This window comes from Streptomyces sp. NPDC001156 (genome assembly GCF_053598275.1).
The window spans coordinates 14,470-41,407 of record NZ_JBSFJX010000078.1 but is presented as its reverse complement, the minus strand read 5'-3'; the positions used below and the strand labels follow the sequence as shown (position 1 = coordinate 41,407).

The 26,938-nt window shown below is 70.5% G+C and carries 24 protein-coding genes; 14 read left to right on the top strand and 10 right to left on the bottom strand.

All coding sequences use genetic code 11. The annotated features are described in order from the left end of the window. Positions 1-675: 675 nt before the first annotated feature. Positions 676-1,176, bottom strand: a complete 501-nt coding sequence (locus ACWDA7_RS29625) for an HAD domain-containing protein (RefSeq protein WP_359392487.1) — start codon at positions 1,174-1,176, stop codon at positions 676-678. A 67-nt stretch (positions 1,177-1,243) separates the two neighbouring features. Then, positions 1,244-2,149 (bottom strand): 4-hydroxy-tetrahydrodipicolinate synthase, encoded by a 906-nt coding sequence (dapA, locus tag ACWDA7_RS29620; RefSeq protein WP_450607890.1) that lies wholly within the window; start codon positions 2,147-2,149, stop codon positions 1,244-1,246. A 275-nt stretch (positions 2,150-2,424) separates the two neighbouring features. Here dapA and ACWDA7_RS29615 point away from each other — a divergent pair, with 275 nt between their 5' ends. The 4 genes from ACWDA7_RS29615 (at position 2,425) to ACWDA7_RS29600 (ending at position 5,114) form a co-directional block, all read left to right on the top strand. Further along, positions 2,425-2,565 (top strand): hypothetical protein, encoded by a 141-nt coding sequence (locus ACWDA7_RS29615; protein ID WP_360996843.1) that lies wholly within the window; start codon positions 2,425-2,427, stop codon positions 2,563-2,565. After that, positions 2,562-3,218 (top strand): hypothetical protein, encoded by a 657-nt coding sequence (locus ACWDA7_RS29610; RefSeq protein WP_450607888.1) that lies wholly within the window; start codon positions 2,562-2,564, stop codon positions 3,216-3,218. The genes ACWDA7_RS29615 and ACWDA7_RS29610 overlap by 4 nt, the downstream gene beginning before the upstream one ends. A gap of 460 nt (positions 3,219-3,678) precedes the next feature. Further along, positions 3,679-4,350: an ArsR/SmtB family transcription factor gene (locus tag ACWDA7_RS29605; RefSeq protein ID WP_450607886.1), complete on the top strand. Its 672-nt coding sequence runs from the start codon at positions 3,679-3,681 to the stop codon at positions 4,348-4,350. 29 nt (positions 4,351-4,379) lie between these two features. Further along, positions 4,380-5,114 carry an SRPBCC family protein gene (locus ACWDA7_RS29600; protein WP_450607884.1) on the top strand — a complete coding sequence of 245 codons (735 nt, stop codon included), beginning with the start codon at positions 4,380-4,382 and terminating at the stop codon, positions 5,112-5,114. 84 nt (positions 5,115-5,198) lie between these two features. Here ACWDA7_RS29600 and ACWDA7_RS29595 read toward each other — a convergent pair whose 3' ends face one another. Then, positions 5,199-7,025 carry an endonuclease/exonuclease/phosphatase family protein gene (locus tag ACWDA7_RS29595; RefSeq protein WP_450607882.1) on the bottom strand — a complete coding sequence of 609 codons (1,827 nt, stop codon included), beginning with the start codon at positions 7,023-7,025 and terminating at the stop codon, positions 5,199-5,201. 330 nt (positions 7,026-7,355) lie between these two features. On the opposite strand from ACWDA7_RS29595, the gene ACWDA7_RS29590 reads away from it, so the two are divergent. Continuing rightward, positions 7,356-8,783, top strand: a complete 1,428-nt coding sequence (locus ACWDA7_RS29590) for a hypothetical protein (RefSeq protein ID WP_450607880.1) — start codon at positions 7,356-7,358, stop codon at positions 8,781-8,783. 315 nt (positions 8,784-9,098) lie between these two features. Continuing rightward, positions 9,099-10,541 (top strand): alkaline phosphatase PhoX, encoded by a 1,443-nt coding sequence (locus tag ACWDA7_RS29585; RefSeq protein ID WP_450607878.1) that lies wholly within the window; start codon positions 9,099-9,101, stop codon positions 10,539-10,541. A gap of 97 nt (positions 10,542-10,638) precedes the next feature. Here ACWDA7_RS29585 and ACWDA7_RS29580 read toward each other — a convergent pair whose 3' ends face one another. The 7 genes from ACWDA7_RS29580 to ACWDA7_RS29550 form a co-directional block, all read right to left on the bottom strand. Further along, positions 10,639-11,820, bottom strand: a complete 1,182-nt coding sequence (locus ACWDA7_RS29580; protein WP_450607893.1) for a TerD family protein — start codon at positions 11,818-11,820, stop codon at positions 10,639-10,641. 92 nt (positions 11,821-11,912) lie between these two features. After that, on the bottom strand, positions 11,913-12,902 hold the full coding sequence (locus ACWDA7_RS29575) for a zinc-dependent alcohol dehydrogenase family protein (protein WP_450607876.1): 990 nt from the start codon (positions 12,900-12,902) through the stop codon (positions 11,913-11,915). After that, positions 12,899-13,771, bottom strand: a complete 873-nt coding sequence (locus ACWDA7_RS29570; protein WP_450607874.1) for a carbohydrate ABC transporter permease — start codon at positions 13,769-13,771, stop codon at positions 12,899-12,901. The genes ACWDA7_RS29575 and ACWDA7_RS29570 overlap by 4 nt, the downstream gene beginning before the upstream one ends. Beyond that, positions 13,768-14,712, bottom strand: a complete 945-nt coding sequence (locus tag ACWDA7_RS29565) for an ABC transporter permease subunit (RefSeq protein WP_432939053.1) — start codon at positions 14,710-14,712, stop codon at positions 13,768-13,770. The genes ACWDA7_RS29570 and ACWDA7_RS29565 overlap by 4 nt, the downstream gene beginning before the upstream one ends. Positions 14,713-14,714: 2 nt before the next feature. Next, positions 14,715-16,082, bottom strand: a complete 1,368-nt coding sequence (locus tag ACWDA7_RS29560; protein ID WP_450607872.1) for an ABC transporter substrate-binding protein — start codon at positions 16,080-16,082, stop codon at positions 14,715-14,717. 157 nt (positions 16,083-16,239) lie between these two features. Continuing rightward, the gene (locus tag ACWDA7_RS29555) at positions 16,240-17,010 is read right to left on the bottom strand and encodes a DeoR/GlpR family DNA-binding transcription regulator (protein WP_359392511.1); all 771 of its coding nucleotides are present in this window, start codon (positions 17,008-17,010) and stop codon (positions 16,240-16,242) included. A 293-nt stretch (positions 17,011-17,303) separates the two neighbouring features. Further along, positions 17,304-18,113, bottom strand: coding sequence for an NAD-dependent epimerase/dehydratase family protein (locus tag ACWDA7_RS29550; protein ID WP_450607870.1), 810 nt, complete (start codon positions 18,111-18,113; stop codon positions 17,304-17,306). Positions 18,114-18,371: 258 nt separating this feature from the next. Between ACWDA7_RS29550 and ACWDA7_RS29545 the strand changes: the two genes are divergently transcribed. From ACWDA7_RS29545 to ACWDA7_RS29510, 8 genes are all read left to right on the top strand, one after another. Then, on the top strand, positions 18,372-19,313 hold the full coding sequence (locus ACWDA7_RS29545; RefSeq protein ID WP_450607869.1) for a 5-dehydro-4-deoxyglucarate dehydratase: 942 nt from the start codon (positions 18,372-18,374) through the stop codon (positions 19,311-19,313). Beyond that, a complete protein-coding gene (locus ACWDA7_RS29540; protein ID WP_450607867.1) occupies positions 19,310-20,473 on the top strand; it encodes a hypothetical protein in 1,164 nt (387 codons plus the stop codon). Before ACWDA7_RS29545 ends, ACWDA7_RS29540 begins: the two co-directional genes overlap by 4 nt. 162 nt (positions 20,474-20,635) lie before the next feature. Next, on the top strand, positions 20,636-21,055 hold the full coding sequence (locus tag ACWDA7_RS29535) for a DUF6010 family protein (protein ID WP_450607865.1): 420 nt from the start codon (positions 20,636-20,638) through the stop codon (positions 21,053-21,055). Between the two features lie 87 nt (positions 21,056-21,142). Beyond that, positions 21,143-21,730, top strand: a complete 588-nt coding sequence (locus ACWDA7_RS29530; protein ID WP_450607863.1) for a TIGR03086 family metal-binding protein — start codon at positions 21,143-21,145, stop codon at positions 21,728-21,730. A gap of 197 nt (positions 21,731-21,927) precedes the next feature. Further along, positions 21,928-22,581: a GntR family transcriptional regulator gene (locus tag ACWDA7_RS29525; RefSeq protein WP_450607861.1), complete on the top strand. Its 654-nt coding sequence runs from the start codon at positions 21,928-21,930 to the stop codon at positions 22,579-22,581. Beyond that, a complete protein-coding gene (locus tag ACWDA7_RS29520) occupies positions 22,578-23,489 on the top strand; it encodes a dihydrodipicolinate synthase family protein (RefSeq protein ID WP_450607859.1) in 912 nt (303 codons plus the stop codon). Before ACWDA7_RS29525 ends, ACWDA7_RS29520 begins: the two co-directional genes overlap by 4 nt. Beyond that, the gene (gene araD / locus ACWDA7_RS29515; protein ID WP_450607857.1) at positions 23,477-25,207 is read left to right on the top strand and encodes an L-arabinonate dehydratase; all 1,731 of its coding nucleotides are present in this window, start codon (positions 23,477-23,479) and stop codon (positions 25,205-25,207) included. Before ACWDA7_RS29520 ends, araD begins: the two co-directional genes overlap by 13 nt. 265 nt (positions 25,208-25,472) lie before the next feature. Beyond that, a complete protein-coding gene (locus ACWDA7_RS29510) occupies positions 25,473-26,924 on the top strand; it encodes an NCS2 family permease (RefSeq protein WP_450607855.1) in 1,452 nt (483 codons plus the stop codon). Positions 26,925-26,938: the final 14 nt, after the last annotated feature.

Here is a 26,938-nt window from a genome sequence, read left to right as displayed (position 1 = left end):
CCGCCCACTCGTCGTCGATCTTCACGTACAGTGCGGTCACGAGGGTGTTCAGTTCTGTCGTCACAAACGGATCTTGAACACCCTCTCTTCATGCCCGCAGGCATTTGGACAGACTCGTCTAGCTCGCCGCTGACCCGTTCCGGCGGCGTATCCGGCGCCGTCCACCAGGACGCTCCGAGCATCCCCGGGGTACGTACTCGTAGCCGATGCCGAACAGTGGGAGTGCGTACCCGGACCGCCGTCGATCGGGGCTTCCGGGAGCCGGACGGCGTCGACGAATGCCTCCACAGGCCGCCGGGACGGGTCGAGCGTCTGACCTGCTTCTCATTCCGCACAGCCACAGCTGTGAGGGGCGGCCGTGAACCGAGGCCGCCCCGTGGATCGGGGCTCCCACGCACTGCCGAGCTGCCGGCGGTCGTCGATGTCGGCCGACGTCGAGCGCCCTCCCATGGCTCAGGACGGCCCGGCAGGGCGCTCGCGAGCGACTGGGCCCGGCGAGAGGAGCGGCGGCAGATCTGCTGGAGCGCGGGCCCGGCCGCGTGCTCGCGTCTCCCGCCGAGGGGCCGGATCGGCGCGGGGCGGGGCCCGACCACGACCCTGTCCGGTGGCATCCCCGCCCAGGTCGGCGAACCGAGGCGGTGGCCCGCCGGACCGCCTCCGTCCCGGGCCCGGCGTCTACTCCGCAATCGTCGCCGCGAACTGCGCCAGAACCGCGAAGTCGCTCTCCCTGAGCCCGATCCGCGGGTCGACGTGGTACAGCAGGGCCTGGCCCGGGTGATGACCCGTGACGTACGCCTCGTCCGCCGGGCTCTGTTCGTCGTCCACCCAGGCGAACGGGCGGCCGGCGGCGTGGGCGACGATCGCCTCGGTCTTCCAGTGCACCCCGTCGGGCCGCAGTGCGAACAGACCGGCGCCGAAGTCGACGTACGGGAGCTCGGGGAGGCCGATGACCGGTCCGATCCAGCGGTTCGCGGCATCCATCCACGTGCTCGCCCAGCACAGCTCATAGCCGAGGCCGAGCAGCGCCTCGCCGTGGCCGGGGTGGAGCCAGACCCGCAGGGCGCGCCCCTGGAGGGCCACCCGGATCGTCGTGTAGCCCTCGGGGCGGCGCTCCGGCTGCGCGGCCCACGGGTTGAGGGGGCCGTCGACGTCGAGATACAGCAGCGGTCGGCTCATCTGGTCAACGTACGGCAGGGCGGGCGGAGGGGCGACGGTATTGCGCCCGGGCCGGCACCCCTCGTGATCACTTGATGCCGGTCAGCTCGCGGTAGGCCGTCACCAGGTCGTCCAGCGCCGCTGCGTCCGCGGGACGCAGCGGGGGACGCACCGGGCCGGACGGCAGGCCGAGGCGGCCGAGCAGCCCCTTCGCCGTGACCGTACCGGGCAGACCCGAGGCCATCATCAACTCGATCAGGGGAATGGCCCGTTGCTGAAGGCGGGCCGCATCCGCCGTGGCATCGGAGTCGAACGCGTCGAGAATCGCGCGGAACTGACGCGGCGCCACATTCGCGACCGTACTCACGTATCCGGCGCCGCCGACCGCGTACAGCGCGAGTACCTGCTCGTCGCAGCCCGCGTAGTACGCGAGTTCCGTGCGCGCCAGTACCTTCTGGGTGCCGAGGAGGTCGTACGCGCAGTCCTTGACCGCCACGATCCGCGGATGCTCCGCGAGCCGGATCATCGTCCGAGGCTCGATGCGGGTGCCGGTGCGGCCGGGGATGTCGTACAGCACGAGCGGCAGTCCGGATGCGTCGGCGATCTCCCGGAAGTGCGCCTCGACCGCGTCCTGCGGGGGTCGGCTGTAGTACGGCGTGACCACCAACAGCCCGTCCGCACCGGCCTTTTCGGCCGCCAGCGCCAGCGCCACGGTGTGCCGCGTGTCCGAGGTGCCCACGCCCGCCACGATCGACGCCCGTTCACCTACGGCTTCCCGTACCGCCCGTACCAGCGCGGCCTTCTCGGCATCCGTCGTGGTCGGCGACTCGCCCGTGGTGCCGGACAGCACCAGGCCGTCGCAGCCCTCGGTCACGAGCCGGTCGGCGAGCCGCTGCGCCCCGTCGAGGTCGAGGGCGCCGGCCGCGGTGAAGGGCGTGACCATCGCGCACAGAGCGCGGCCGAAGGGCGGGCGGGCGAGGGGAGAAGTCGTCATGGAAACAGTCTCGGCGCGACAATCGTGAAGCTCTACTGAATTCTTCTACACGGTATCGATTAGTGATGCTGTGACGTCTGGCTCGGCCTGTCAGGTTGTGCGTCCGTTGTCGCGAAGACGGCTCTGTCATCTCACCTCGCGGAGTTGAGAGGTCTGGAAACGCGAGGGCGGAGGCGCTCGGGGCGCTGTGAGGGGGCGTGAAGGGTCGGGCACTGGTGCCAAACCGGGATTCATGGGTCACCATGGCCGGGACGGTAACAACAGCGGGAGGCGTCATGAAGCTGGGCAAGGCACTCGCCACCGGGGTCGCGGAGGAGCACCCGGAGCCGTACGAGGAAGAGGCCGGGCTCGAAGCGGTCGAGGCGCTGGAGGAGCTGGAGACGTCCGCTGCCGAAGAGGTACCGGTAGCCCGATGAGACTGCGGCTCCCCGAGGAACGACCGACGGAGCCGCCGACCGGATACAAGATCGCCCACCCGGTCCTGTCCCAGGACGGCACCCGGGCCGGGTTCACCGGTGTGTCGCTGGGCGGCGCCTTGACCTACGGGGTCCGCGACGAGGCGCGGTGTGCCTACGGGCTGCGGCACCGGGCGCCGTACCGTCGCTGCGACTGCGGCTTCCACTGTGTGCACGACCGTGCGGAGGCCGAGGGGCTGCTGTGCACCGCCGAGCACCGGGAAGCCGTGCTGCTCGAGGTTTCCGTCCTCGGCGCCTACATCCGCTTCGAGCGCGGGTTCCGGTACGCGCGCCAGCGGGTGCGAAGCATGACGGTCGGACCGTGCGCGTGCGGGGCGACGGCCGTGGCGCTGACCGACGCCGGCTGGGGCAGGCCGGGCTGGCGCGCACTTCGGGCGACGTGCGCCGGGTGTCCGGCGGGCCGTACGTCGCTGGCGCTGGCGGTGTTCGAGCGGTTGGCGGGGGAAGGGCTGCGGGTATGGGCCGGCCAGAGCGCCGCAGCCGTGTCCGCCGGCCTGGGCGTCCGCGAACTCGTCGCGGAGGCCGCCTTGCTGCAGGCCCGCCTCGACTGGTTCCAGACCCAGTTGGCCCGGTTGGAGGGGTCCAAGGGTTAGCGGCACCACCGCAGCGTCGGCCCGGCCGGGCAGGGCGGTCGCGTCCCAGGCCGCGTCGCTCGGGGGCGTCGTGGTCGTCGACCTCGCGTTCCGGGGGCCGGGTGCGAATCGGCGGCGGGCCTGGGCCGACGCTGCCAGCGAGGTCCAGTGAACTGGACCCGCGCCCAGGTCGCATCACCGCCGTCTTCCCCTTCCCTTCCACTTCGGCACGGACCGCGCACTCCGGTCCACCGCGTCATGCCCCCCAGGAGCGCGCACACGCCCGCCCGGAGGCACACGCCACGGCCGAGACCGAAGACCCTCGCCATGGGTCAGAGCCTCCCCAACAGTCGCTACGACCACCCGCTGCCGCTGCCCGCTGCCCGGATGAGCGCCCCCACGTCCCCGCTCATCCCGCACCACGCTCACCGAAAATTCTGACTGTCTGGACAAGAAAAGTTTTCGGTGAGAGGGTGCAGTCATGTTGGACGTCACCGTGATCGAGGACGCCGAGGCCGCGGCCGTCTCGCTGGATCCGACGAGGGCCCGCCTGCTGGCGGAGCTGGGGGCGGGGCCGGCGTCGGCCGCCATGCTGGCCGGCAAGGTCGGGTTGCCCCGGCAGAAGGTGAACTACCACCTCAAGGCCCTGGAACGGCACGGGCTGGTCGAGCTCGCGGGTGAGCGCCGCAAGGGCAACGTCACCGAGCGCCTGATGCGGGCCACCGCCGCGTCGTACGTCATCAGCCCGCTCGCGCTGGCCTCCGTCCAGCCCGATCCGGACCGCTTCCGCGACCAACTCTCCGCCCGGTGGCTGCTCGCCCTGGGGGCCCGCCTGGTGCGGGACGTGGGCTCGCTGATCACCGGAGCGGCGAAGGCCCGCAAACGGCTCGCGACGTACGCGCTCGACGGCGAGGTGCGGTTCGCCTCGGCGGCCGACCGTGCCGCGTTCATCCAGGAGCTGACGGCGGGCGTCAGCGCCCTGATCCGCAAGTACGACGCTCCGGACGCCGTAGCGGGCCGTGACCACCGGATCGTCCTGGCCGTTCACCCCACGGTGGCACCGCAGCCCCCCGCACCGCAGCCCGAGCCCCCGCGGGCCGTCGAACCCGGCCCCGAGGAACCCGAGTCCCCGACCGTCGAACCCACCGACTGACCCACCTACTTGACGCGCAGGAGCCCACCATGTCCAAGGAATTCGAGATCGCCCGCGAGTTCGAGGTCGACGCCACGCCCGAGCAGGTGTGGGAGTCCTTCACCACCGGCACCGGCGGCTGGCTGTGGCCGATGGACGCCCCCGAGCCGCGGGAGGGCGGCAAGGGACCCTTCGGATCCACGGTCACCGTCTGGGACCCGCCGCGCCGCTACACCAACCGGGTCGCGGACGTCGAGGGCATCGCGCAGCAGACCCTGAACCAGCTCGACTACACCATCGAGCCGCGCGAGGGCGGCCGGCGCTCCTGGGTGCGGTATGTGCACAGCGGCATCTTCGTAGAGGACTGGGACAACCAGTACGACGGCGCCAACAGGCACACCGACTTCTACCTGCACACCCTGCGCGAGTACCTGACCTACTTCGCGCCCCGCCCCGTCTCCTTCGCGACGCTGAACGGCCCCGAGGCGTCCATGGCGGCCGACGCCCTGACCGCCGTGGTCCGGGCGCTCGGGCTCGCGGAGAACACCGCCGAGGGAACCACCGTCGAGGTGCAGGGGCCTGAGCGCCGGCTCTTCCACGCGGTGGTCGACTACCGCAACCCGTACTTCCTCGGGTTGCGCACCGACGACGCGCTCATCCGTTTCTTCGGCCGCAACCACTGGGGCGCGCCGGTCGGTATCAGCGTCCACGACTTCGCGCCCGGCGCCGACGCCAAGGTGAACGAGGCCGCCTGGCAGGAGTGGCTGAACGCGGTGTACGCCTGAGGTCCCTGACAAGCGGCACGAGCCCGGCCCCCTGCGACGGGGGCTGGGCTCGTCCGTACGTGAGCCGGGATCCGCGTACCGGAACTACGGCCGGAACCGCAGCACCTGCGGGTCGTGGTCGCTGATCTGGTCGTGGAACTCCGAGTTGATGTGCACGCTGTCGTAGTCCAGGTCGCAGCCGCGCCGGATCGCCGGGCTGACCAGGATCTGGTCGAGATCCTGGCTGTTGCCCTGGTAGTCGTACGTGTACCGCTCGCTCCTCGGCAGCGACTTGATCGCCGACCACAGCGCGCCGCCACCCTCGAGGATCTTGGTGGTGTCGGAGAACTGGAAGTCGTTCATGTCGCCGAGCGCGATGACGTCCGCGTTCCTCTGCGTGTCGAGGACGTCCTTGACGAAGGTGTTCACCTCGGTCGCCTGCAGGTGGCGCTGGACCTCCGAGCTGCGCGCCGGAGGCTGGTACTGCGCGGTCAGCCCCTGGTCGCCGCCCTTTGAGTTGAGGTGGTTGGCGATCACGAAGACCGTCTTCCCGCGGAAGACGAACTCGCCCACCAGCGGCTTGCGGCTGGTCTTCCAGGCGTCGCTCGCCGGGTCGATCCGGCCGGGAGAGACGGTCAGCTGCGCCTTGCCGTGCACCTTGGTGACGCCCACGGCGGTCGTGGAGTCGCCGCCGGCGCGGTCGGTGAAGGAGACCCGCTTCGGGTTGAAGAGGAAGACCTGGCGGATGTTTCCGCCGGGCTCGCCGCCGTCCTGGTCGTTGACCGGGTCGATCGAGCGCCAGTCGTACTGCGGGCCGCCCGCCGCGACGATCGCGTCGATCAGCTTGCCGACCGTCTGGCTCGCGTCGACCGTGCCGTCGTCCGTGGCGCCGTTGTTGTCCTGGATCTCCTCCAGGGACACGATGTCCGGCGACTGCAGGTTGTGCACGATCGCGGAGGCGTGGGCCTCGAAGCTGCTGTCCGACGGGTCCAGGTTCTCCACGTTGTACGTGGCGACGGCCAGCTCGCCCCGGCCCTGCCTGCGTGTGGTCTCCCGCTGCACACCGCCGCTCTTCAGCGTGCCCATCCGGTCCGCCACGAGGGTGTAGCCGCCGAACTGGTTGTAGTCCAGCGGACCGCTGGTCACACCGGTGAGCGTGTCGCCGACGTTCGCGGCGGGGAAGTCGGCGGTCGAGCCGAGCGACTGGATCTGCAGCCGGCCGGTGTTCTGGGAGTCGTAGGAGCCGTAGACCGTGCCGCCGCGACGGTTGGCGTGCTCATGCGGCTTCACCGTGACCCACAGCTCGGTGTACGGGTCGGTGGCGGTGACCACACGGGCGTCGGCGATCTGGACGTTCATGCCCTCCAGGGACTCGTAGTAGTCCAGGGCGTACGTGGCCGGCTCCAGGGAGAGGCTGTTGATCGAGCCGCTCGCGGCCGTGTCGCCCGCCGGGGTGTACTCGTCCGGCACGGACCTCGCGTCGACGACGACCGGCGCCGGGACGGCGTTGCCGCTGGAGAGCACCGCCACCGTCGGCTTGGTGATCTCGGTCAGCGACTGGTTGCCGGTGGCGGCGCCGCCCGGGACGTACTCGGAGACGGTGCCCGTCACCGTGACCGAGTCGCCGACGGCGACCTTCGGGGTGGAGCTGGTGAAGACGAACACGCCCTCACTGGTCGCCGGGTTGTCGTCCGGGTTCGGGTCCTGGATCCAGAACCCCCTGGAGGAGCCGTACGTGCGCACGCCCGTGACGATTCCGGCCACGTCCGCGACCTGCCGGCCCACGAGCGGCGATATCCGGGTGGTGCCCTGGATGTCGTGAATGCACACTGTGTCCGCCTGTGCCGGTGTGGTGAGGACCACGCCGGAGACGGTCGAGCAGGCGGCGGCGACGGTGAGCGCGGCGAGGCGCGTGGATGACTTGCTCGGCAACGGGATCCCTCCGGGGAGATATAGGGGTGCCGGGACGAAGGTGGAGCGGTTTACCGCGGGGCCGCGGCTGACGGGACGGTGTGACGCGCGTAGAAGGCGGTGGCCCCGGATGAACCGCGAAGGACGTCGGCGAACCTCGGTGAACAACTGTCCGCCGACTTCTACGCGCGTCAATCTCCTTTGTTCTCAGGCCAGTTGTCAAGGTTTCGGCCAGGTGCGGCTCCCGGAAGGGACGTGAACCGGGCGGCATGGGGCGAAACCCGTCTAGGCTGAGCGTGTGTTTCGGGGTGACCTCTCGGTCGCCACGTACGGTTCAAGGAGATCCAGCCGATGTCAGACAGCTCCCTCTTGCCGCCGGTCCGGCTGGCCTCCGAAGCGGAGCTCGCGCGGGACGCGCTCGCCACTCCGCTGCTCTCCCGGGCCGCCCGCCTGGCCCGCTGGGCCGGTCCCGACACCCGTGTCGGTGCCGGGGGCGAACTCGTGGAGGAGCAGCTGCCCGCCGCTGCCGAGGAACTGGGGCTCGTCGGCGAGGACGCCGCCGCCGACGCGAGCGAGGCCTGGCGGGTCGCGGTCGACACCGGACTCGTCGAGATCGTCGACGAGGAGGAGGGAACGGTCGCCACGGGCGCCGACCTCGCACTGCTCACCACCGGAAGCCCCGGCGACGTGCTCGGCGTCTGGCTCGGCGCACTGGAGGCCGTACTCGCCGACGCGAGCGTGCCCGACCTCGACGACTTCGTGGATGCCGTGGACGAGGACGGCCGGATCGACTTCTCGTCCCTCGACTGGGACCCGGAAGCGGAGGCCGAGTTCCTCGACGGGGTGCTGGCCAACCTCTATCTGCTCACGGTCAGCGAGGGCGGACCCGGCGACAGCCCGGTGCCGCTGCCCGCGCTCGCCGCGTCGATGATCGTGCCCGACGACATGGGCGAACCCACCAACGACGTGCTGGAACAGGTGTCGGACGCCATGATGCGGCTCGACGACCAGTTCCGGATCCTCCAGCCCATCGGACTCGTCGAGTTCCAGCCGGTCGACGAGGCGCTGATGGCCGACCCCGACGAGGAGCCCGCGGCGCCCGTCGACGAGACCGACGTCAGCCGGTACGGGATGGTGCGGCTGACCCCGCTCGGCCTCTACGGGATGCGCGCCCGGCTGCTGGAGGCCGGGCTGACCGCGCCGGCGGTGGGGGAGCTGGCGGACAAGGGCGCCGACGCCCTGCTCGACAGCACGTCGGCGTTTCCACCGGCGGCCGCTCAGGCCGAGACGGAGCAGTGGCTGGCGCGCCGTGAATCGCTCGCGGCCGCAAGGGAGTTGCTGGCCGCGGCACGCGGTTCGGACGCCGGTGCGCCACTGCGCCGACTGCGCTGTCAGCAGGCACTGTCCCTGGTCGGTCCGGAGGCGGAACCGGCGCTGCGCGAGGTGCTGGACGACGCGGAACTGGGCGGACTGGCGCGGGTCTGGCTCACCGAGCACGGCGCGGCGGACGTGCCCGCACCGACGGAGTCGCTGGTCTTCTGGCTGACCGTCGACACCGTCGCCGCGCAGTTGGCGGCCGAGGGCAACTCGGCGGAACTGCAGTCGCTGGTGGAGGGCCTGGCGGCGCAGCACAGCGGTTTCTTCGCCACGGCCTGGCGGGTCGACCACCCCGCCACCCCGGAGGTGCTGGAGGCGATGGGACGCCTGCACCCGGACAAGAAGGTGGCGAAGGAAGCCCGGAAGGCCGCGTTCAAGGCGCGGTCGCAGCAAGGGGGTTGAGCGGCACCCGTCTGCCGCGGTGAGAGGGAGGCCCCGCCGCGGCGGACGATGGCGCCGCGCAGGACCCTCCGCACCGGGGGGTGACGAATCCCGCGGCCCGGAGGCCGCCGTAACGGCAGGGACCGCTGTGTCCCTGCTGTTTCTTGGTCTGCGCAAGGCCCCTCCGGGAGAAGGGCTTGGCGGATTCATGGAAGAGCGCTCTCCGGCGTCGGCTCCCGTTCAACCGGTGTTCAGGCGCGGACGGGAGCGTGTGCGCGCAACGAGGTCCGCCAGCAGCCACTCCCCGACCGACTCACTCCCCTCAAAGGAGACAGCATGTCGCTCACCCGCAGGGACTTCGCCAGACGATCCGCGCTCACCGGTGCCGGCGTCGCCCTGGCCGGCACCGTCGGCGCTCTCGCCACCGCCCCGGGCGCCCTCGCGTCCACCGACACCGAGACCGCGGACGGCCATGACGAGGACCGGCACGTCGGCGTCGGCTACGGACCGCTGATCCCCGACCCCAAGGGCCTGCTCGCGCTGCCCGCCGGGTTCTCGTACCGCGTCATCACCTACAGCGGGAAGACCAAGCTGGAGTCGGGCGAGTTCACCCCCTCCAACCACGACGGCACCTCCACCTTCGACGGCCCGCGCGGCGCCACCCTGCTCGTCAACAACCATGAGCTCAAGGGTCCCCGGGCCGACTGGCAGTACCCGGTGCCGCTCACCGAGGGCCTCGTCTACGACCCGGCCGCGTCCGGCGGCTGCACCGTCGTCGAGGTGCGCCACGACAAGGTCGCCGAATGGGTCGGCATCGCCGGCACGTCGACCAACTGCGCAGGCGGCAACACCCCCTGGGGGACCTGGCTCACCTGCGAGGAGACCGAGGACAAGGCCGGCCAGAGCGGCATGACCAAGGACCACGGCTATGTCTTCGAGGTCGACCCCGAGGACCGCCGGGCCAACCGCGACCCCAAGCCCGTCAAGGCGCTGGGCCGCTACGCCCACGAGGCCGTCGTCGTCGACCCCAAGCGCGGTCACCTCTACCTGACCGAGGACGCCTCCGGCCCCAACGGCCTGCTGTACCGCTGGACCCCGCCGGAGGGCTTCTGCCACGGCCGGGGCAAGCTGCGCACCCTGGCGGACGACGCGGGTCGTCTTCAGGCCTTCAAGTGCTTCGACTCCGGCGGCCGGTACGTGGACGACCTCTCCCGCGCCACGAAGATCGGCACGGTGTACGGCGTCGACTGGGTGGACGTCCCGGACCGCGACGCGAAGTCGGTCTCGGTGCGCAAGCAGTTCGCCGCCGGCCAGGTCACCCGCGCCCGCAAGCTGGACGGCATGTGGTGGGGCGACGGTGGCACCTACATCGTCTCCTCCTACGCCCGCGAGGAAAGCCCGGTCCAGCACGACGGCCAGGTCTGGTTCTACGACCCGAAGCGCCGGACGCTGACGCTGAAGGTCCTGCTCGGCGTGAACCCCGACCCGTCGAAGGACGGCAACTTCGGCGGCCCCGACAACATCACCGTCTCGCCGTACGGCGGCCTGGTCATCGCCGAGGACGGCGAGGGCGTCCAGCACCTCTTCGGTGCCACCGACAGCGGCCGGACGTACCCGATCGCGCGCAACGAACTGAACATCGGCACCGAAGCGGAGCCGGAGTACAGCGAGTTCACCGGCGTCACCTTCTCACCCGACGGGAAGACCCTGTTCGCCAACATCCAGGATCCCGGCATCATGCTCGCCATCACCGGGCCCTGGAAGCGTCAGCGGCGCTAGAACCGAGGATCACGCGTACGGGCGAGTTGGTCCGCATACGTCCTCGCCGTGTCTGCGGGGCCCCGGCCGAGGGGCCCCGCAGGTGTCGTACGGCTGCCTACAGCGACTGGGCCGCCGGCTTCACCATGTTCCGCACGGTGCGGGCCTTGACGAACTCGCCCATGGCCGTCATCTCCCACTCACCGGAGAACTGCCGGATGAGCTTGGCCATCATGACGCCCGTCTGCGGCTCGGCGTTCGTGAGGTCGAAGCGGACGAGCTCCTGGTCGGTCGCGGCGTCCACCAGGCGGCAGTAGGCCTTGGCGACCTCCGAGAACTTCTGCCCGGAGAAGGAGTTCACGGTGAAGACCAGGCCGGTGACCTCCTGGGGAATGCGGCCGAGGTCGACCACGATGACCTCGTCGTCGCCTCCGCCCTCACCGGTGAGGTTGTCGCCGGAGTGCTTGATCGCTCCGTTGAGAATGGTCAGTTTGCCGAAGTAGCAGCTGTCGATGTGGTTGCGCTGCGGGCCGTACGCGATGACCGACGCGTCCAGGTCGATGTCCTTGCCCCGGAAGGCGGGCTCCCAGCCCAGGCCCATCTTGACCTGGGAGAGCAGCGGGCGGCCGCCCTTGACGAGGGAGACCGTCTGGTTCTTCTGGAGGCTGACGCGGCCCTTGTCGAGGTTGATCTTCCCTGCGCCGGGGGCCGGTGCGGGCGGGGCCGGGGGAGCGGCGGGCGCCGGGGGAGCGGCGGGCGGCTGCATCGCGGGCATGGGCGGGGCGGCGGGCTGGGCGGGCGCGGCCGGCTCCTCCACCGTGACGCCGAAGTCGGTGGCGATGCCCGCCAGACCGTCGGCGTACCCCTGGCCGACGGCGCGGGCCTTCCAGGCGCCGCCCCGGAGATAGACCTCCACGACGACCAGGGCCGTCTCCGCGCCGAGTTGCGGCGGGGTGAAGGTGCCCAGCACGGAGTTGTCGTCGGCGTTGCGGATGGTGGCCGTCGGCTCGACGCCCTGGAAGGTCTGACCCGCGGCGTCGGGGCTCGCCGTGACGACGATCTTCTCGATGCCCGGGGGCACCGAGGCGGTGTCGACCGTGATCGAGTCGGGGCTGGTGCCGCCGCCGGAGCGGTACATGACGCCCGGGCCCGAAGGCTGGTTGTAGAAGATGAAGTCGTCGTCGGAGCGCACCTTGCCGTCGGCGGTGAGCAGCAGGGCCGACACGTCGAGCCGCACCGGGGCGGCGACGTCGACCGTCACACGGGTGGCTCCGAGCGGGATGTTCGAGCCGGGGGTCATAGCTGTCATGACGGATGAACGAACGAGACCGCTTTACCGTTCCCTTACCCATGGGGCCAAATGGATGACGACCAGGCCCCCGGCCCGGACCGCTACGGCACCACGACGATCTTGCGCCCCACGCCCGCCGCGAACTGCTCCAGCGCCTGCGGGTAGCGCTCCAGCGGAATCCGGTCGCTGATGAACGCCTCCGGATCGAGCACACCGCCCGCGAACAGTTCCGCCGCCCGCTCGAAGCTGTGCAGCACCGCCATGGAACCGGTGATCGTGATCTCCTGGTTGTAGATCCGGTACGGGTCGATCTCGACCCGCGTGGCGTAGTCCGCCACCCCGAACTGCAGGAAGGTGCCGGCCTTCGCCACCCGCCCCAGGCCGTCCTGGATCGCCGCCGCGTTGCCCGTGGCGTCCACGACCAGGTCCCAGCCCTGCGGACGGTCCAGTTCGTCCGGGCTCGCCCCGGACCCCGTCACGCCGAGCCCTCGTGCGGTCTCCAGACGGGTCGGGTTCACGTCCACCACGTCCACGCTCGCCGCGCCCGTCCGCTTGGCCAGCTCCAGCATCATCAGGCCCATCGTTCCGGAGCCGTAGATCAGGACGTGGGCGCCGAGGCGGGACTGCAGGACGTCGTAGCCGCGCACCGCGCACGACAGCGGCTCGATCAGCGCCGCGTCCTCGGTGCGCACGTGCTCGGGGAGCTTCACGCAGTTGGCGACGGGCGCCACCGCGTACTGCGCCGCCCCGCCGGCCGTCGTCACGCCGATGGCCGCCCACCGCTCACACAGGTTGTTGTGGCCCGTACGGCAGTACCGGCACTCGAAGCAGTACAGGGACGGGTCCACGGCCACCCGGTCGCCGACCGACACCTCGGTGACCTGGGTGCCCACCCCGACCACCTCGCCAGCGAACTCGTGGCCGGGCACGATCGGCAGCTTGGGGGCGAACTCGCCCTGGAGGATGTGCAGATCCGTACCGCACAGACCGCAGGCCGCGACCTCGACGACGACCTCGCGGGGCCCTGGCGTCGGGTCCGGGACCTCGGAGACGACGGCGCGGCCCACGGACTCGATGACGGCGGCCTTCATTTCACGGCTCCCAACGACAGGCCCTGGACCAGCTTGTCCTGGGCGGCGAACCCCGCGGCGAGCACCGGCAGGGAGATGACGAGCGACGCGGCGCACACCTTCGCCAGGAACAGGCCCTGGCTGGTGATGAAGCCGGTCAGGAAGACGGGGGCGGTCTCGGCGACCACACCCGTGAGCACCCGGGCGAAAAGCAGCTCGTTCCAGCTGAAGATGAAGCAGATCAGGGCCGTGGCGGCGATGCCGGGCAGGGCGATGGGGGCCACCACGCGCCGGAGGATGGTCGGCAGCCGGGCGCCGTCGATCTGCGCCGCCTCGATGATCGCGACCGGCACCTCGGAGAGGAAGGACTGCATCATCCACACGGCGATCGGCAGATTCATCGCGGTGTAGATGATCACCAGTGCCCAGACGTTGTCGAGCAGGCCGGTGTTCTTGGCGAACAGGTACACGGGCAGCAGACCGGCCACGGCCGGCAGCATCTTGGTGGACAGGAAGAAGAACAGGACGTCGGTCCACTTCTTCACCGGACGGATCGACAGGGCGTAGGCCGCCGGGAGCGCCAGTAGCAGTACGCACACGGTGGAGGCCACCGAGGCGGTGGTCGAGTTGATCAGCGAGGGCCAGGGGCTCGCGCCCCCGTCCAGGCCGAAGAACTCCCGGTAGCTCTGGAAGGTGAGCGACGCGGCCACCGCGGGCGGATTGGTGGCCGCGTCCGCCTCGGAGTGGAAGGAGGTCAGGGCCATCCAGAGGATGGGCAGGGCGAACAGGACACCCGCCAGCCAGGCGACCAGGCCCAGCGCGGCCCCCTTGGTGGAACGCCTGCGCCGGGTGCGCGTCTGCGCCGGGGCGCCGGTCACTGCGGTGGTCATGCGCGGGACACCTCCTCCCGGAAGAGCGACGACACGACGCGCAGCGCGAAGGTCGCGATGATGATCGAGCCGATGACCACGAGCACACCGGCAGCCGAGGCCAGGCCGTTCTCGTGCGCCTGGTAGAAGGTCTGGTAGACGGTGTACGGGAGGTTCGCCGTGCCGAGGCCGCCGGCGGTGATCGTGTACACCGCGTCGAAGTTCTGCACGATGTAGATCGAACCGAGCAGCACGCCCAGCTCCAGATAGCGGCGCAGGTGCGGCAGGGTGATGTGGACGAACACCTGCCAGTCGCTCGCGCCGTCCATCCGTGCCGCCTCCACCAGTTCGGGGTCACGGCTCTGCAGCCCGGCGAGCAGGATCAGCATCATGAACGGCGTCCACTGCCAGATCAGCGACGCCTCGACCGCCGACAGCGGCATGTCCGAGATCCAGTCCGGCTGTGGCGCGCTGTCGCCGCCGATCCAGTGCAGCAGGCCGTTGAACAGGCCGTACTCGGGGTTGTAGAGGACGTGCTTCCACAGCAGGGCGGCCGCGATGGGGACCACCAGGAACGGCGCGATCAGCATGGTGCGCACCGCTCCCCGGCCCGGGAACCTGCGGTCGAGCAGCAGCGCGAGCAGCAGGCCGATCACCAGGCTGATCAGCACCACGGTGACGGTGAGCAGCACGGTCGTCCACACCGATTTGCGCAGCTCCGGAGTGGTGAGGACATCGGAGTAGTTGCCGAGTCCGGCGAAGTGACGGTCCTTCGGATACAGGGCGTTCCAGTCGAAGAACGAGATCACCAGGGTCGCCACGAACGGCAGCTGGGTCACGAGGATCATGAAGATCAGTGCGGGCAGCAGCGGGGCGCGTGTGGCCCAGGCCCGCAGTCGGTTCGACGGCCGGGCCGTCCGCGGCTGAGCCGCGGCGACCCGGGCGGTGGTGGTGGCGGTCATCATCACCGGTACTTCTTCGCGACCGTCTCGGCGAGCGACTGGGACTTCTTCAGGGCGCTGTCGACGGACTCCCGTCCGGCGACGGCCGCGCTGATCTCCTGGGAGACCTTGGTCCCCAGATCGGTGAACTCGGGGATGCCGACGAACTGGATGCCGGGCGCGGGCCGCGGCTGGACTCCCGGGTTGTCGGGCTGCGCCGAGGCGATCGCGTCCCGGGTCACGTCCGCGAAGGCCCCGGCCTCCTTCTGGTACTCCGGGATGTCATAGGTGGAGGTGCGCTTGCCCGCCGGGACGTTGGCCCAGCCGTCGGTCTTGCCGACCAGCTGCTCGTAGTCCTTGCTGGACGCCCAGGAGATGAACTTCCAAGCGTCGTCGGGGTTCTTGGAGGCCTTCTGGATGCCCCAGGCCCAGGTGTACAGCCACCCGGAGCTCTTCGTCTTCTCCACCGGCGCCGGGACATAGCCGATCTTGCCCTTCACCGGCGAGCCGGTCGCCTCCAGGGATCCGGCACCGGAGGTCGCGTCGTACCACATCGCGGACTTGCCCTGCGTCATGTTGTTGAGGCATTCCGCGAAACCGGACTGGGCGGCGCCCGACTCGCCGTGCTTGCGCACCAGGTCGACGTAGAACTGCGTCGCCTGCTTGAACTCCTTCGAGTACAGGCCCGGCGTCCAGTCCTTGTCGAACCAGGTGCCACCGAAGGTGTTGACCACGGTGGTCAGCGGAGCCAGCATCTCGCCCCACCCCGGCAGACCGCGCAGGCAGATGCCCTTCATACCGGGCTCGGCGCCGTCCGCCTTGGCCGCGAGATCCGCCACCTGCTGCCAGGTGGGGTGCGCGGGCATGGTGAGCCCCTTCTTCTGGAAGACGTCCTTGCGGTACATCAGGAACGACGACTCCCCGTAGAAGGGCTCGCCGTAGAGCTTGCCGTCCGCCGCGGTGAGGGACGTCCGCATCGGCGCCAGGATGTCCTCCTGGTCGAAGCCCTTGTCCTTGCCTACGTACGAGTCCAGTGCGTGCAGCCAGTTGTTCTTGGCGTAGATCGGTATCTCGTAGTTGCTCAGGGTGGCGACGTCGTACTGACCCGCCTGGTTGGCGAAGTCCTGGCTGATCTTGTCTCTGACGTCGTTCTCCGGCAGGACGGTGAAGTTGACCTTGATGCCGGTGTCCTTGGTGAAGTTGGCGGCGGTGAGTTTCTGCAGCTCCACCATCTGCGGGTTGTTCACCATCAGGACGTTGATGGAGTGGGCGGAGGATCCGCCCCCGGCACCGCCGGCGCCCGAGCAGCCGGCGAGGAGGGGGGTGATCAGCGTTCCTGCGGCGGCCACGGCAAACACGGTGCGTGGCGTTCGTCGGCTCTGGGTTCGCATGAGGTTGGCTCCTGATCCCTGCTAGATCCTGAAAGCGGAACTCGACTGCTGAACGGCGTGGGGATGTGCGTGGTCCGCCGTGCGGCTCGCCGGGCGACCGGCGGACGGACGGATACCGAAGGGCTGTGCGGTTGTCGGAGGGGCGGCTGCGGATCCGTCAGACCCGGATGACCTGAGGTCCCTGCAGCGAGTAGCGGTGGGCTTCGGAGGCCGGCAGCAGCGTGCTCGTGACGATCGCCTCCAGGTCGCCGACCTCGGCGAACCGGCAGAAGCTCACCGCCCCGAACTTGGTGTGCACGCCCGCGAAGACGGTGCGGCGGGAGGCGCGGAGCGCCTGTGCCTTGACCTCGCTCACGGCCGGGTCGGGCGTGGTCAGCCCGTGCTCCCGGGAGATGCCGTTGGCGCCGATGTAGGCCAGGTCGATGACGAATCCCGCCAGCATCTTCGTCGTCCAGTGGTCGACGGTGGCGAGGGTGCCGGGTCTGACCCGGCCACCCAGCAGCAGGACGGTCGTGTTCTCGGCTTCCGCCAGCGCGCCCGCGGTGGCCAGGGACGCGGTGACCACGGTCAGCGGCCGGTCCCGGGGCAGCGCCTCGGCTATGAGCTGCGGGGTGAACCCCTCGTCCACGAAGACGGTCTCGGCGTCCCCGAGCAGCTCGGCCGCGGCGGCCGCGATCCGGCGTTTCTCCGGCACGTGGCTGGTGGCGCGGAACGCGAGGGTCGTCTCGAAGCCCGCGCTCTCGACGGGATAGGCGCCGCCGTGCGTCCTGCGCACCAGCCCGTGGTCCTCCAGGGCGCGCAGATCGCGTCGTACGGTCTCCTTGGCCACGCCCAGTTCGGCGGCGAGCGTGGTGACGTCGACCGAACCCGTGCGGCGGGCGGCCTTGACGATCTCGCGCTGTCGTTCCTCCGCGGTCTTCACCGTCATCGCCGTCACCTGCCTTCCGTGCCGTGTTTCTGGCTCGTTCCCGTCGGGGCGCACGAACCGGTGGTGCCCGTTCGGGCCCGGTGGGGCCCATGGGGGAAGTTCTACAGCCGGTGCGCGGCGGTGACCAGGCCTGTTGCGGGCCCGAGTGTGCCCGATCCTGCCCGTATGGCCAAGCGGAAGCCCGTCTCGGACCAGCGGTGGAGCGGGGCGTCCGGTGGGAACGGGCAGCCTCCGTGCCCGAAAAGCGGAGCGGGCGGGCCCGTTCGGTGCCCGCCCGCCCTCGGTGCGTGTCGTCAGTGGGGCCAGATCGGCGGGTCCGTGACGAAGTGACCGCCCAGGTATGCATGGGCCGGGTTGTCCGGCTCCAGCTCGCCCTGCTCGGCGACGAGCTTGTCGGCGTAGGGCTCGGAGTCGTCCTGCGGCTCGTAGCCGAGCGCCCTGGCGGTCGTCAGATCCCACCACAGGCGGGTGTTGGCGGAGGAGCCGTAGACGACGGTGTGCCCGACATCTTCGGCGGTCAGGGCGGCGTGGAAGAGGCGGGCGCCGTCCTGCGGGCTCATCCAGATGGAGAGCATGCGGACGCTGGTCGGCTCCGGGAAGCAGGAGCCGATGCGCACGGAGACCGTCTCCAGGCCGTGCTTGTCCCAGTAGAGCTGGGCGAGGTCCTCGCCGAAGGACTTGGACAGTCCGTAGAAGGTGTCGGGCCGGCGCGGGGTGTCGATCGGGATCAACGGGTCGTCGCCCTCGGGGCGCGGGGTGAAGCCGACCGCGTGGTTGGAGGAGGCGAACACGATCCGGCGCACGCCCTCCTCGCGCGCCGCCTCGTACAGGTTGTACGTGCCTTCGATGTTCGCCTTCAGGATCTTGTCGAACGTGGACTCCAGGGAGATGCCCGCGAGGTGGATGATCGCGTCGACCCCGCGCACCGCCTCGCGCAGGGCCTCCCGGTCCGCGAGATCCGCGGTGATCGCGTCCGGTGCCCCCTCGACCGGCCTCATGTCCAGGAGCCGCAGCTCGTAGCCGTACCCGGGCAGCAGCCCTCGCATCAGGGTGCCGAGTCCGCCGGCGGCGCCGGTGAGCAGAACGGTGCGGGGAGCGGGCATCCTCGTCTCTCCTTGTGGAGTCGGCGGCTGCATTCGTGTACAGCATTCACATCCGTGGACACGCTACGGAGCGTCCACGTGACCCGTCAAGTGTGACGCTGCGGGGCGAAATCCGCGCCTGAGTTGCCCGTTTGTGCGCTTGACCGGCCTTGAGGTGGCGGCTTAGCGTGGTCGCGTTCAGAAATATGGACATGGATCAGAAACGTGCACTGTGCGGCACCTGGTCCGCGTGTGAGCGTCTGTTTCAAGGGAGAGCCCGTGACGCCAGCCCCTCTTGCCGCTCGACTCAGCATCCCCAGCGGGCCGCTGTTCTTCCCCGTGACCGCCTACGGGCCCGACGGCTCGATCGCTCTCGACGTCTACCGCGAGCATGTGCGCAAGGGCGTGGAGGCGGGCGCCGCCGCCGTCTTCGCGTGCTGCGGCACGGGCGAGTTCCACGCGCTCACGCCCGAGGAGTTCGAGGCGTGCGTGCGTGCGGCCGTCGAAGCGGTGGACGGACGGGTTCCGGTCCTGGCGGGTGCGGGATACGGGACCGCGCTCGCCGTGCGTTACGCGAGGCTCGCCGAAGAGGCCGGGGCTGACGGACTGCTCGCCATGCCGCCCTACCTGGTGGTCGCCGGGCAGGAGGGACTGCTGAGGCACTACCGGGAGCTGGCCGCGGCGACCTCGCTGCCGACCATCGTCTACCAGCGCGACAACGCCATCTTCACGCCCGGGACGGTGGTCGAACTGGCGCGCACGGACGGGATCATCGGTTTCAAGGACGGGCTCGGCGACCTCGATCTGATGCAGCGCGTCGTCAGCGCGGTACGGACCGAGGTCCCCGGTGACTTCCTGTACTTCAACGGACTGCCGACCGCCGAGCAGACCCAGCTCGCCTACCGGGGCATCGGCATCACGCTGTACTCGTCCGCCGTCTTCTGCTTCGTTCCGGAGCTCGCCCTGGCCTTCCACAAGGCGCTGGGCGCCGGCGACGACGCCACCGTCCACCGGCTCCTGGACGGCTTCTACCGCCCGTTCGTCGAACTGCGCGCCCAGGGCCGCGGCTACGCCGTCTCGCTCGTCAAGGCGGGCGTGCGGCTGCGCGGCCTCGACGTGGGCGAGGTGCGGCCGCCGCTGCACGAACCCTCCGAGGACCACGTCAAACAGCTCGCCGCGCTGATCGACCGCGGGTACGAGTTGCTGCGGGAGGGCGCGTGAGGGCCTCGGCCTTCCTCTACCCCTGGGACGTGAACGGAGATCCCGGGGCGGGGGACCGCATGGCCGCCCTGGGTGTCCGCCACGCCACGCTCGCATCCGCCTACCACTCCACGCGCGCGCTCACGCCCCGGCACCCGCGGCACCGCATCGTGACGGCCCGCCATGCCGCCGTGCTCTACCCGACGGACGCACGCTGGACCGGCCGCGCCCTGCGGCCCTACCCGGCCGGGGACTGGGCCCCGGGCGACGCGTTCGGCGAGGCCGCCGAGGCGCTCGGCGCCGCCGGGCTCGAGGTGCACACCTGGGTCGTGCTCGCGCACAACTCCCGCCTCGGCGAGGAGCATCCGGGGACCTCGGTGGTCAACGCCTATGGCGACCGCTACCCGTGGGCGCCGTGCATCGCACAGCCCGGCACACGCGCCTACCTGGTCGACCTCGCGGCCGAGGCGGCCGTGCGGCCGGGGGCGCACGGCACCGAACTGGAGTCGCTCGGCTGGTACGGCCTGGCCCATCTGCACGCGCACGACAAGACCGGAGGGGTGGGGCTCGGGGACGCCGGGCAGTACCTGATGTCGCTGTGCTTCTGCGCAAGCTGCCGGGCGGGGTACGGGGCGCAGGGCCTGGACGCAGGGGACCTGGCCGCCGCGGTACGGGCCGCGCTGGAGCCGGTGTGGCGTGGCGCGCCCTCGGGCGGAGGCTGGGCGGGCGTCGAGGGACTCCTCGGCGAGACCGAGGCGGCCGCCACCCGCGCGTGGCGCGACGAGACCGCCCGCACGCTCCAGGAGGCGGTGGTGGCCGCGGTCCGCGCGGCCGCACCCGACGGCTTCCGGGTGCTGCTGCACGCCGACCCGGTGTCGTACCACTGCGGGGCGAACGCGGGCGTCGATCCCGCGCACATCCTGTCCGTCGCCGACGGCGTGGTGGTGCCGTGCACGGGCGGCACAGGTCTGCTGAGGCCGTTCGCCGGGCAGGGCCGGGAGCGATCCGTCCTCGCGGCCAACTTCACCGTGGTCTCCGCGATGGGCGGCAGCCCGGGGACGCTGGAGCGGGAAGCGCGGGAGGCGGCGGAGTCGGGCGCGACGGAACTGCGGCTCTATCACGCCGGGCTGGCCTCGGACGAGGACCTGGCGGCCGTACGGGGGGCACTCGCCGCGCTCTGAGCGAGGACGTGGCCGTCACCGGGCGCGGCCGAGGGCGGGACGGAAATCCGTCGGAACGTGTCAGTAATGCCTCTGGGACGTGTGCGTACGTGGTCCTAGCGTGGTGAGCCGTTCCCGCGCCGACCGGTCGCGTCGCCCGTACGACCTCAGGAAGGCATCCCCATGCAGTACCTCGCGCCCGTAGGCATCGGCGTCCTCTACGTGTTCCTCATGTCCCTGCTGCGCGAACCGCACCGGCGGCGCGTCAACGCGGTGATGGTGGCCGGAGCGGGGGCCGCCTACCTCAGCGGCGGCGGCCTGGGCGGCTGGGAGTTCGCGTTCACCGCGCTCGCCACCTACGTCGCCTACCGCGGTCTGGAGTCATGGACGTTCATCGGCATCGGCTGGCTGCTGCACACCGCGTGGGACGTCGTGCACCACCTCAAGGGCAATCCCATCGTGCCCTTCGCCCACAACTCGTCCCTGGGATGCGCGATCTGCGACCCGGTGATCGCCCTGTGGTGCCTCCGGGCAGGGCCCTCGCTGCGTCAGCTAGTGCGTCGGGAGCGGCCGGTCGCGGTCCGGGACCGGACGGCAGCCTGACACGCGTCCCAGTCCAGGTGTGCGGCCGATGAGTTTCGCGGCCGCCGCCGGTCCACCTCATCGAAGGAGAAGAACGAGGAGGACGAGATGATCGACAAGATGTTCGACCTGGGTCCGCAGACCCGGATCGTGGCCCGGCTCGCGGCCGGGGTGCGCGAGGAGCAGCTCGCGGACACCACGCCCTGCCCCGGATGGGCGGTGCGCACTTTGCTGGGCCATCTCCTCGGACTGGCCACCGCCTTCCGGGACGCCGGGCGCAAGGACCTCGGAGCCACCACGGACACGAACCCGGCCGCCTCGCTGCCGGACATCGGGCCCGGCTGGCGCGAGCAACTGCCCGCCGTGCTCGACGAACTGGCCGAGGTGTGGCGCGATCCGGAGGCCTGGACCGGGGCGACCCGGGCGGGCGGAGTGACCCTGCCGGCCGCGGTCGCGGGCGCGGTCGCGGCCGACGAGCTGGTGATCCACGGCTGGGATCTGGCACGGGCCACCGGGCAGGAGTACGAGCCGGACACGACGGCACTACTCGCGTCGTACGGCTTCCTCACCGCCGCGGCCGACGACCCGAGCCGCGGCGGCGGCCTGTTCGGCCCGGTCGTGCACGTCCCGGCCGACACTCCGCTGCTCGACCGGGCGATCGGCCTCAGCGGGCGCGATCCCGCGTGGAAGCCGTAGGTCTCCGCGGCTTCCGGCATTCCGGCCCCTGAACCGGGAGCCTCGACTTTCCTCTGTCCGAAGCGTTGACCAACCCCGTGCGCGCTCCTACCTTCGTCGCGTCGTACTTCGTACGTCATATATGAGACGCGATACGCGAGTTCTGATACGCGAGTTCAGCTGAGGCGATCAGGCGACGCGAGATCCGGGAGGCGCGCATGACCTCTGTGCCCGTACCGATCCCCTCCCGTACGCAGTTCGTGCTGGAGGGGATCAAGCACCGCATCCTCACCGGTCAGCTGACACCCGGTCAGTCACTGGTCGAGGCCGAACTGGCCGCGCAGTTCGGGGTGTCCAAGACCCCCGTGCGTGAGGCGCTCAAGACCCTCGCCGGGACCGGGCTCGTCGTGATGAACCAGTACAAGGGTGTCACGGTGCGCATGGTGGACGCGGACATGGCACGCGAGGTCTACGACGTCCGGCTGCTCCTGGAGCCCGAGGCGCTGCGTCGTTCGGTACGGCGCGGGGCTTCTCTGGACGCCGCGCGCGAGGCGCTGAACCGGGCCGACGAGGCCGCCGACGCCGCCGAACGCTCCCTGGCCAACCGGGAGTTCCACCGCGCCCTGTACACGCCCTGCGGCAACCCGCTGCTCGGCCGGATGCTCGACGAGGTTCGCGACCAAGCCGCCCTCGTCTCCGCCGTCGCCTGGGCCGCCGACCCCTCCTGGGAGCTCGAGGCCGCCGAGCACCGGGAGATCCTGCGGCTCGCCCAGGACGGCGACGCCGAGGGCGCGGCGGGCGCCCTGCACACCCACATCGCGTCGTTCGTCCGGCGGGCGTTCCCCCGGTACGGGGAGGAGGGGCAGGAATGAGCGACGTGACGTTCGAGATACAGCGGGCCGCCCTGGCCGATGTGGTGGCGATCCCGGTGACGCCGTTCGCCGAGGACGGAACCGTCGACCGGGACGCCCATCGGGCGCTGCTGCGCCGGCTGCTCGACGGCGGCGTCAGGACCCTGACGCCCAATGGCAACACCGGCGAGTTCTACGCCCTCACCCCTGAGGAGCGGCGCCTCGTCACGGAGCTGACGATCGAGGAGGCGGGGGAGCGGGCCGCGGTGCTCGCCGGTGTCGGTCACGATGTGCCGACCGCCGTCGCCTCCGCCCGGCACGCCCATGAGCAGGGCGCCGGGATGGTCATGGTCCACCAGCCCGTGCATCCGTATGTCTCGGCTGCCGGCTGGGTCGACTACCACCGGGCCGTCGCCGAGGCCGTGCCCGAACTCGGGGTGGTCCCCTACCTCCGCGACGCCCAGCTGCCGGGCGCCCGGCTCGCCGAACTCGCCGACCACTGCCCGAACGTCATCGGGGTGAAGTACGCCCTCCCGGACGCAGCCCGGTTCGCAGCTTTCGCACGGGACGCGGGGCTCGAGCGCTTCGTTTGGGTGGCGGGGCTCGCCGAACCGTACGCCCCCTCGTACTTCTCCGCGGGGGCCACCGGATTCACCTCAGGGCTTGTGAACGTCGCGCCGGCTGTCTCCCTGAACATGATCGAGGCGCTTCGGTCCGGGGACTACCCGGCCGCCATGAAGGTCTGGGAGCAGATCCGCCGCTTCGAGGAACTGCGCGCGGCGAACGGCTCCGCGGACAACGTCTCCGTCGTCAAGGAGGCCCTCGCCGCGCTGGGCCTGTGCCGTCGTGATGTGCGCCCGCCGAGCAGGGCGCTGGGCGAGGAGGAGCGCGCGGAGGTCGCCGCCGTCGTCGGCAGGTGGTCGATGTGAAGAGGCCCGATGAGCTCAGGAGCCACCAGTGGTACGGCACCGACGGGCTGCGCTCCTTCAGCCACCGGGCACGCACCCGGCAGCTCGGCTATCTCCCCGAGGAGCACCTGGGCAAGCCCGTCATCGCGATCCTCAACACCTGGTCGGACATCAACCCCTGCCACGTCCACCTCAGAGACCGCGCCCAGGCCGTGAAGCGGGGCGTGTGGCAGGCGGGCGGTTTCCCGCTGGAGTTCCCGGTCTCCACGCTCAGCGAGACCTTCCAGAAGCCGACCCCCATGCTCTACCGCAACCTGCTCTCCATGGAGGCCGAGGAGCTGCTGCGCTCCTATCCGGTCGACGGGGCCGTGCTGATGGGCGGCTGCGACAAGTCCACGCCCGCGCTGCTCATGGGGGCCGCCTCCGTCGACCTGCCGACCGTCTTCGTGCCCGCGGGTGCCATGCTTCCGGGCCACTGGCGTGGCGAGGTCCTCGGTTCGGGCACTGACATGTGGAGGTACTGGGACGACAAGCGTGCCGGGCTCATCGGCGACTGCGAGATGTCGGAGCTGGAGAGCGGGCTCGCCCGTTCGCCGGGGCACTGCATGACGATGGGTACGGCTTCCACGCTCACCGCGGCCGCCGAGGCCCTCGGCGTCACGGTGCCCGGCGCGTCGAGCATCCCCGCTGTCGACTCAGCGCACGAGCGCATGGCCGCGGCGTCCGGCCGCCGGATCGTCGAACTCGTCCACGAGGACCGGAAACTGCGCGACATCCTCTCGCGTGAGGCCTTCGAGGACGCGGTCACGACCGTGCTGGGGCTCGGCGGTTCCACCAACGCCGTCATCCATCTGATCGCCATGGCCGGACGGGCCGGGGTGCGGCTCACGCTGGACGACTTCGACCGCATCGCCCGCACAACCCCCGTGCTCGCCAACGTCCGCCCCGGCGGCGAGCGGTACCTCATGGAGGACTTCCACTTCGCGGGAGGCCTGCCCGGGTTCCTGTCCCGGATCACGGATCTGCTGCACCTGGACCGGCCGACGGTCTCGTACGACACCCTGCGCGAGCAGATCGCGGGTGCCCGGGTCCACGACGACGACGTCATCCGGCCCCGCGACAACCCGGTCGCGACGGAGGGCGGGGTCGCCGTCCTGCGCGGCAACCTGTGCCCGGCCGGTGCCGTCATCAAGCACATCGCCGCCGAGCCGCACCTGCTCAGGCACACCGGGCCCGCGGTGGTGTTCGACGACTACAGGACGATGCAGCGGACCATCAACGACCCGTCGCTCGGCATCACGGCGGACAGTGTGCTGGTGCTGCGCAACGCCGGACCCAAGGGCGGACCGGGCATGCCCGAGTACGGGATGCTGCCCATCCCCGACCACCTGCTGAAGCAGGGCGTACGGGACATGGTGCGGATCTCCGACGCCCGGATGAGCGGCACGAGTTACGGCGCGTGCGTGCTGCACGTGGCGCCGGAGTCGTACATCGGTGGGCCGCTGGCGCTCGTACGGACCGGGGACAGCATCACACTCGACGTCGAGGCCCGCAGCCTCCGGCTCCACGTGGACGACGCCGAACTGGAACGCCGCCGGACACGGTGGACCCCGCCCCCGGCACGCTACGAGCGCGGCTACGGCGTGCTCTACAACGGACAGATCACCCAGGCGGACACCGGCTGCGACTTCGAGTTCCTGTCCCGACCGGGGAAGGTCGCGGACCCGTACGCGGGGTGAGCTCCCTCTCCGAAATGCCTCCGGGGCGGCCGCGCAGCCGGATGCGGTCGGCGCTCCCGGTGGAAGTGATAGTCCCGGCCGCCGGGACGATCGAGATCCAGTAGCAGGAGGAGCACATCCCCGTCGGCCCCGTCGGTGGGGGCGTTCCCGTGCCCGCGGGCCGAACTCGATTTCCGTAACGCGGAGAAAACCTGAAACCGGCTCACCGGGGGAACAATCCAGCCAGCATCCCGCACCGGTTCACCAGGCAACGAGGAGTATCCGCATGTCCGACACACAGAGAGTGGCCGACCGGTCAAGTGCCCCACCTCCCGCGGCGAACGGCGTCGACAGGTTCTTCAAGATCTCCGAACGAGGCTCCACCTTGGGTCGGGAGATACGCGGCGGCTTCGCCACGTTCTTCACCATGGCCTACATCCTTGTCCTGAATCCCATCATCCTGGGCAGCGCCAAGGACAAGTTCGGCCACCAGCTCGACACCGGGCAACTGGTCACCGCCACCGCCCTGGTGGCGTGTGTGATGACCGTCATCATGGGCGTCGGCGGCAATCTGCCGCTCGCCATCGCCGCCGGTCTCGGCCTCAACGCCGTCGTCGCCTTCCAGCTCGCCCCGCTGATGAGCTGGCCCGACGCGATGGGCCTCGTCGTCCTCGAGGGCATCCTCATCTGTGTTCTGGTCCTCACCGGACTGCGGGAGGCGATCATGAACGCCATCCCCCAGCCGCTGAAACAGGCCATCGGCGTCGGGATCGGTCTCTTCATCGCGTTCATCGGCTTCGTCGACGCCGGGTTCGTCAGCCGCATCCCGGACGCCGCGAACACCACCGTGCCGGTGCAACTGGGCGCCGTCGGCCGGCTGACCGGCTGGCCCGTGCTGGTGTTCTGCCTCGGTGTGCTGCTGACCATCGCCCTGCTCGCACGCAAGGTGAAAGGCGCGATCCTGATCAGCATCGTGACCATGACGATCGTCGCGATCGTCGTCAACGCCGCGGCGGACATCAAGAGCTGGGGGCTGACCACCCCGAAGGTGCCCGAGAAGATCGTGGCGAACCCGGACTTCGGACTCATCGGTCACTTCAGCCTGTTCGGCGGCTTCGCCAAGGCCGGCGTGCTCACCGCCGTCCTGCTGATCTTCACCCTGGTCCTGTCGGACTTCTTCGACGCCATGGGCACCATCGTCGGCATCAGCGCCGAGGCGGGGCTGCTCGACGACAAGGGCCAGGTGCCGGGCATCGGCCGCGTCCTGTTCATCGACGGCGCCGCGGCGGTCGCCGGCGGTGTGGGCTCCGCCTCCTCCAACACCGCCTACATCGAGTCCGCGGCCGGGGTCGGCGAGGGCGCCCGCACCGGCTTCGCCAACCTGGTCACCGGCGGCCTGTTCGGACTCGCGCTCTTCCTCACCCCGCTGCTGACCATCGTGCCGCTCCAGGCCGCGGCACCCGCCCTGATCGCCGTCGGTTTCCTGATGATGACCCATGTCAAGCACATCGACTGGGACCGGTACGAGATCGCCATTCCGGCGTTCCTCACCATCGCCGCGATGCCGTTCACGTACTCGATCACCGATGGCATCGGCGCGGGCTTCCTCGCGTACGTCGTCATCAAGGCGGTCCTCGGCAAGGCCAAGGACGTCCACTGGCTGCTGTGGGGCGTGTCGGCGCTGTTCCTGGTGTACTTCGCGATCGACCCGGTGGAGCAGATCCTGAGCGTGAAGTGAGCGGCGGGGCCGTC

What these genes read in the sequence shown, in the direction of transcription:
- ACWDA7_RS29555 (WP_359392511.1), bottom strand. Translation starts at nt 17,010, where the DNA reads ATGACGGTGAAGACCGCGGAGGAACGACAGCGCGAGATCGTCAAGGCC.
- ACWDA7_RS29530 (WP_450607863.1), top strand. Translation starts at nt 21,143, where the DNA reads ATGATCGACAAGATGTTCGACCTGGGTCCGCAGACCCGGATCGTGGCC.
- ACWDA7_RS29605 (WP_450607886.1), top strand. Translation starts at nt 3,679, where the DNA reads ATGTTGGACGTCACCGTGATCGAGGACGCCGAGGCCGCGGCCGTCTCG.
- ACWDA7_RS29615 (WP_360996843.1), top strand. Translation starts at nt 2,425, where the DNA reads ATGAAGCTGGGCAAGGCACTCGCCACCGGGGTCGCGGAGGAGCACCCG.
- ACWDA7_RS29585 (WP_450607878.1), top strand. Translation starts at nt 9,099, where the DNA reads ATGTCGCTCACCCGCAGGGACTTCGCCAGACGATCCGCGCTCACCGGT.
- ACWDA7_RS29550 (WP_450607870.1), bottom strand. Translation starts at nt 18,113, where the DNA reads ATGCCCGCTCCCCGCACCGTTCTGCTCACCGGCGCCGCCGGCGGACTC.
- ACWDA7_RS29560 (WP_450607872.1), bottom strand. Translation starts at nt 16,082, where the DNA reads ATGCGAACCCAGAGCCGACGAACGCCACGCACCGTGTTTGCCGTGGCC.
- ACWDA7_RS29600 (WP_450607884.1), top strand. Translation starts at nt 4,380, where the DNA reads ATGTCCAAGGAATTCGAGATCGCCCGCGAGTTCGAGGTCGACGCCACG.
- ACWDA7_RS29590 (WP_450607880.1), top strand. Translation starts at nt 7,356, where the DNA reads ATGTCAGACAGCTCCCTCTTGCCGCCGGTCCGGCTGGCCTCCGAAGCG.
- ACWDA7_RS29570 (WP_450607874.1), bottom strand. Translation starts at nt 13,771, where the DNA reads ATGACCACCGCAGTGACCGGCGCCCCGGCGCAGACGCGCACCCGGCGC.
- ACWDA7_RS29535 (WP_450607865.1), top strand. Translation starts at nt 20,636, where the DNA reads ATGCAGTACCTCGCGCCCGTAGGCATCGGCGTCCTCTACGTGTTCCTC.
- ACWDA7_RS29610 (WP_450607888.1), top strand. Translation starts at nt 2,562, where the DNA reads ATGAGACTGCGGCTCCCCGAGGAACGACCGACGGAGCCGCCGACCGGA.
- ACWDA7_RS29580 (WP_450607893.1), bottom strand. Translation starts at nt 11,820, where the DNA reads ATGACCCCCGGCTCGAACATCCCGCTCGGAGCCACCCGTGTGACGGTC.
- ACWDA7_RS29510 (WP_450607855.1), top strand. Translation starts at nt 25,473, where the DNA reads ATGTCCGACACACAGAGAGTGGCCGACCGGTCAAGTGCCCCACCTCCC.
- dapA (WP_450607890.1), bottom strand. Translation starts at nt 2,149, where the DNA reads ATGACGACTTCTCCCCTCGCCCGCCCGCCCTTCGGCCGCGCTCTGTGC.
- ACWDA7_RS29520 (WP_450607859.1), top strand. Translation starts at nt 22,578, where the DNA reads ATGAGCGACGTGACGTTCGAGATACAGCGGGCCGCCCTGGCCGATGTG.
- ACWDA7_RS29525 (WP_450607861.1), top strand. Translation starts at nt 21,928, where the DNA reads ATGACCTCTGTGCCCGTACCGATCCCCTCCCGTACGCAGTTCGTGCTG.
- ACWDA7_RS29565 (WP_432939053.1), bottom strand. Translation starts at nt 14,712, where the DNA reads ATGACCGCCACCACCACCGCCCGGGTCGCCGCGGCTCAGCCGCGGACG.
- ACWDA7_RS29625 (WP_359392487.1), bottom strand. Translation starts at nt 1,176, where the DNA reads ATGAGCCGACCGCTGCTGTATCTCGACGTCGACGGCCCCCTCAACCCG.
- ACWDA7_RS29575 (WP_450607876.1), bottom strand. Translation starts at nt 12,902, where the DNA reads ATGAAGGCCGCCGTCATCGAGTCCGTGGGCCGCGCCGTCGTCTCCGAG.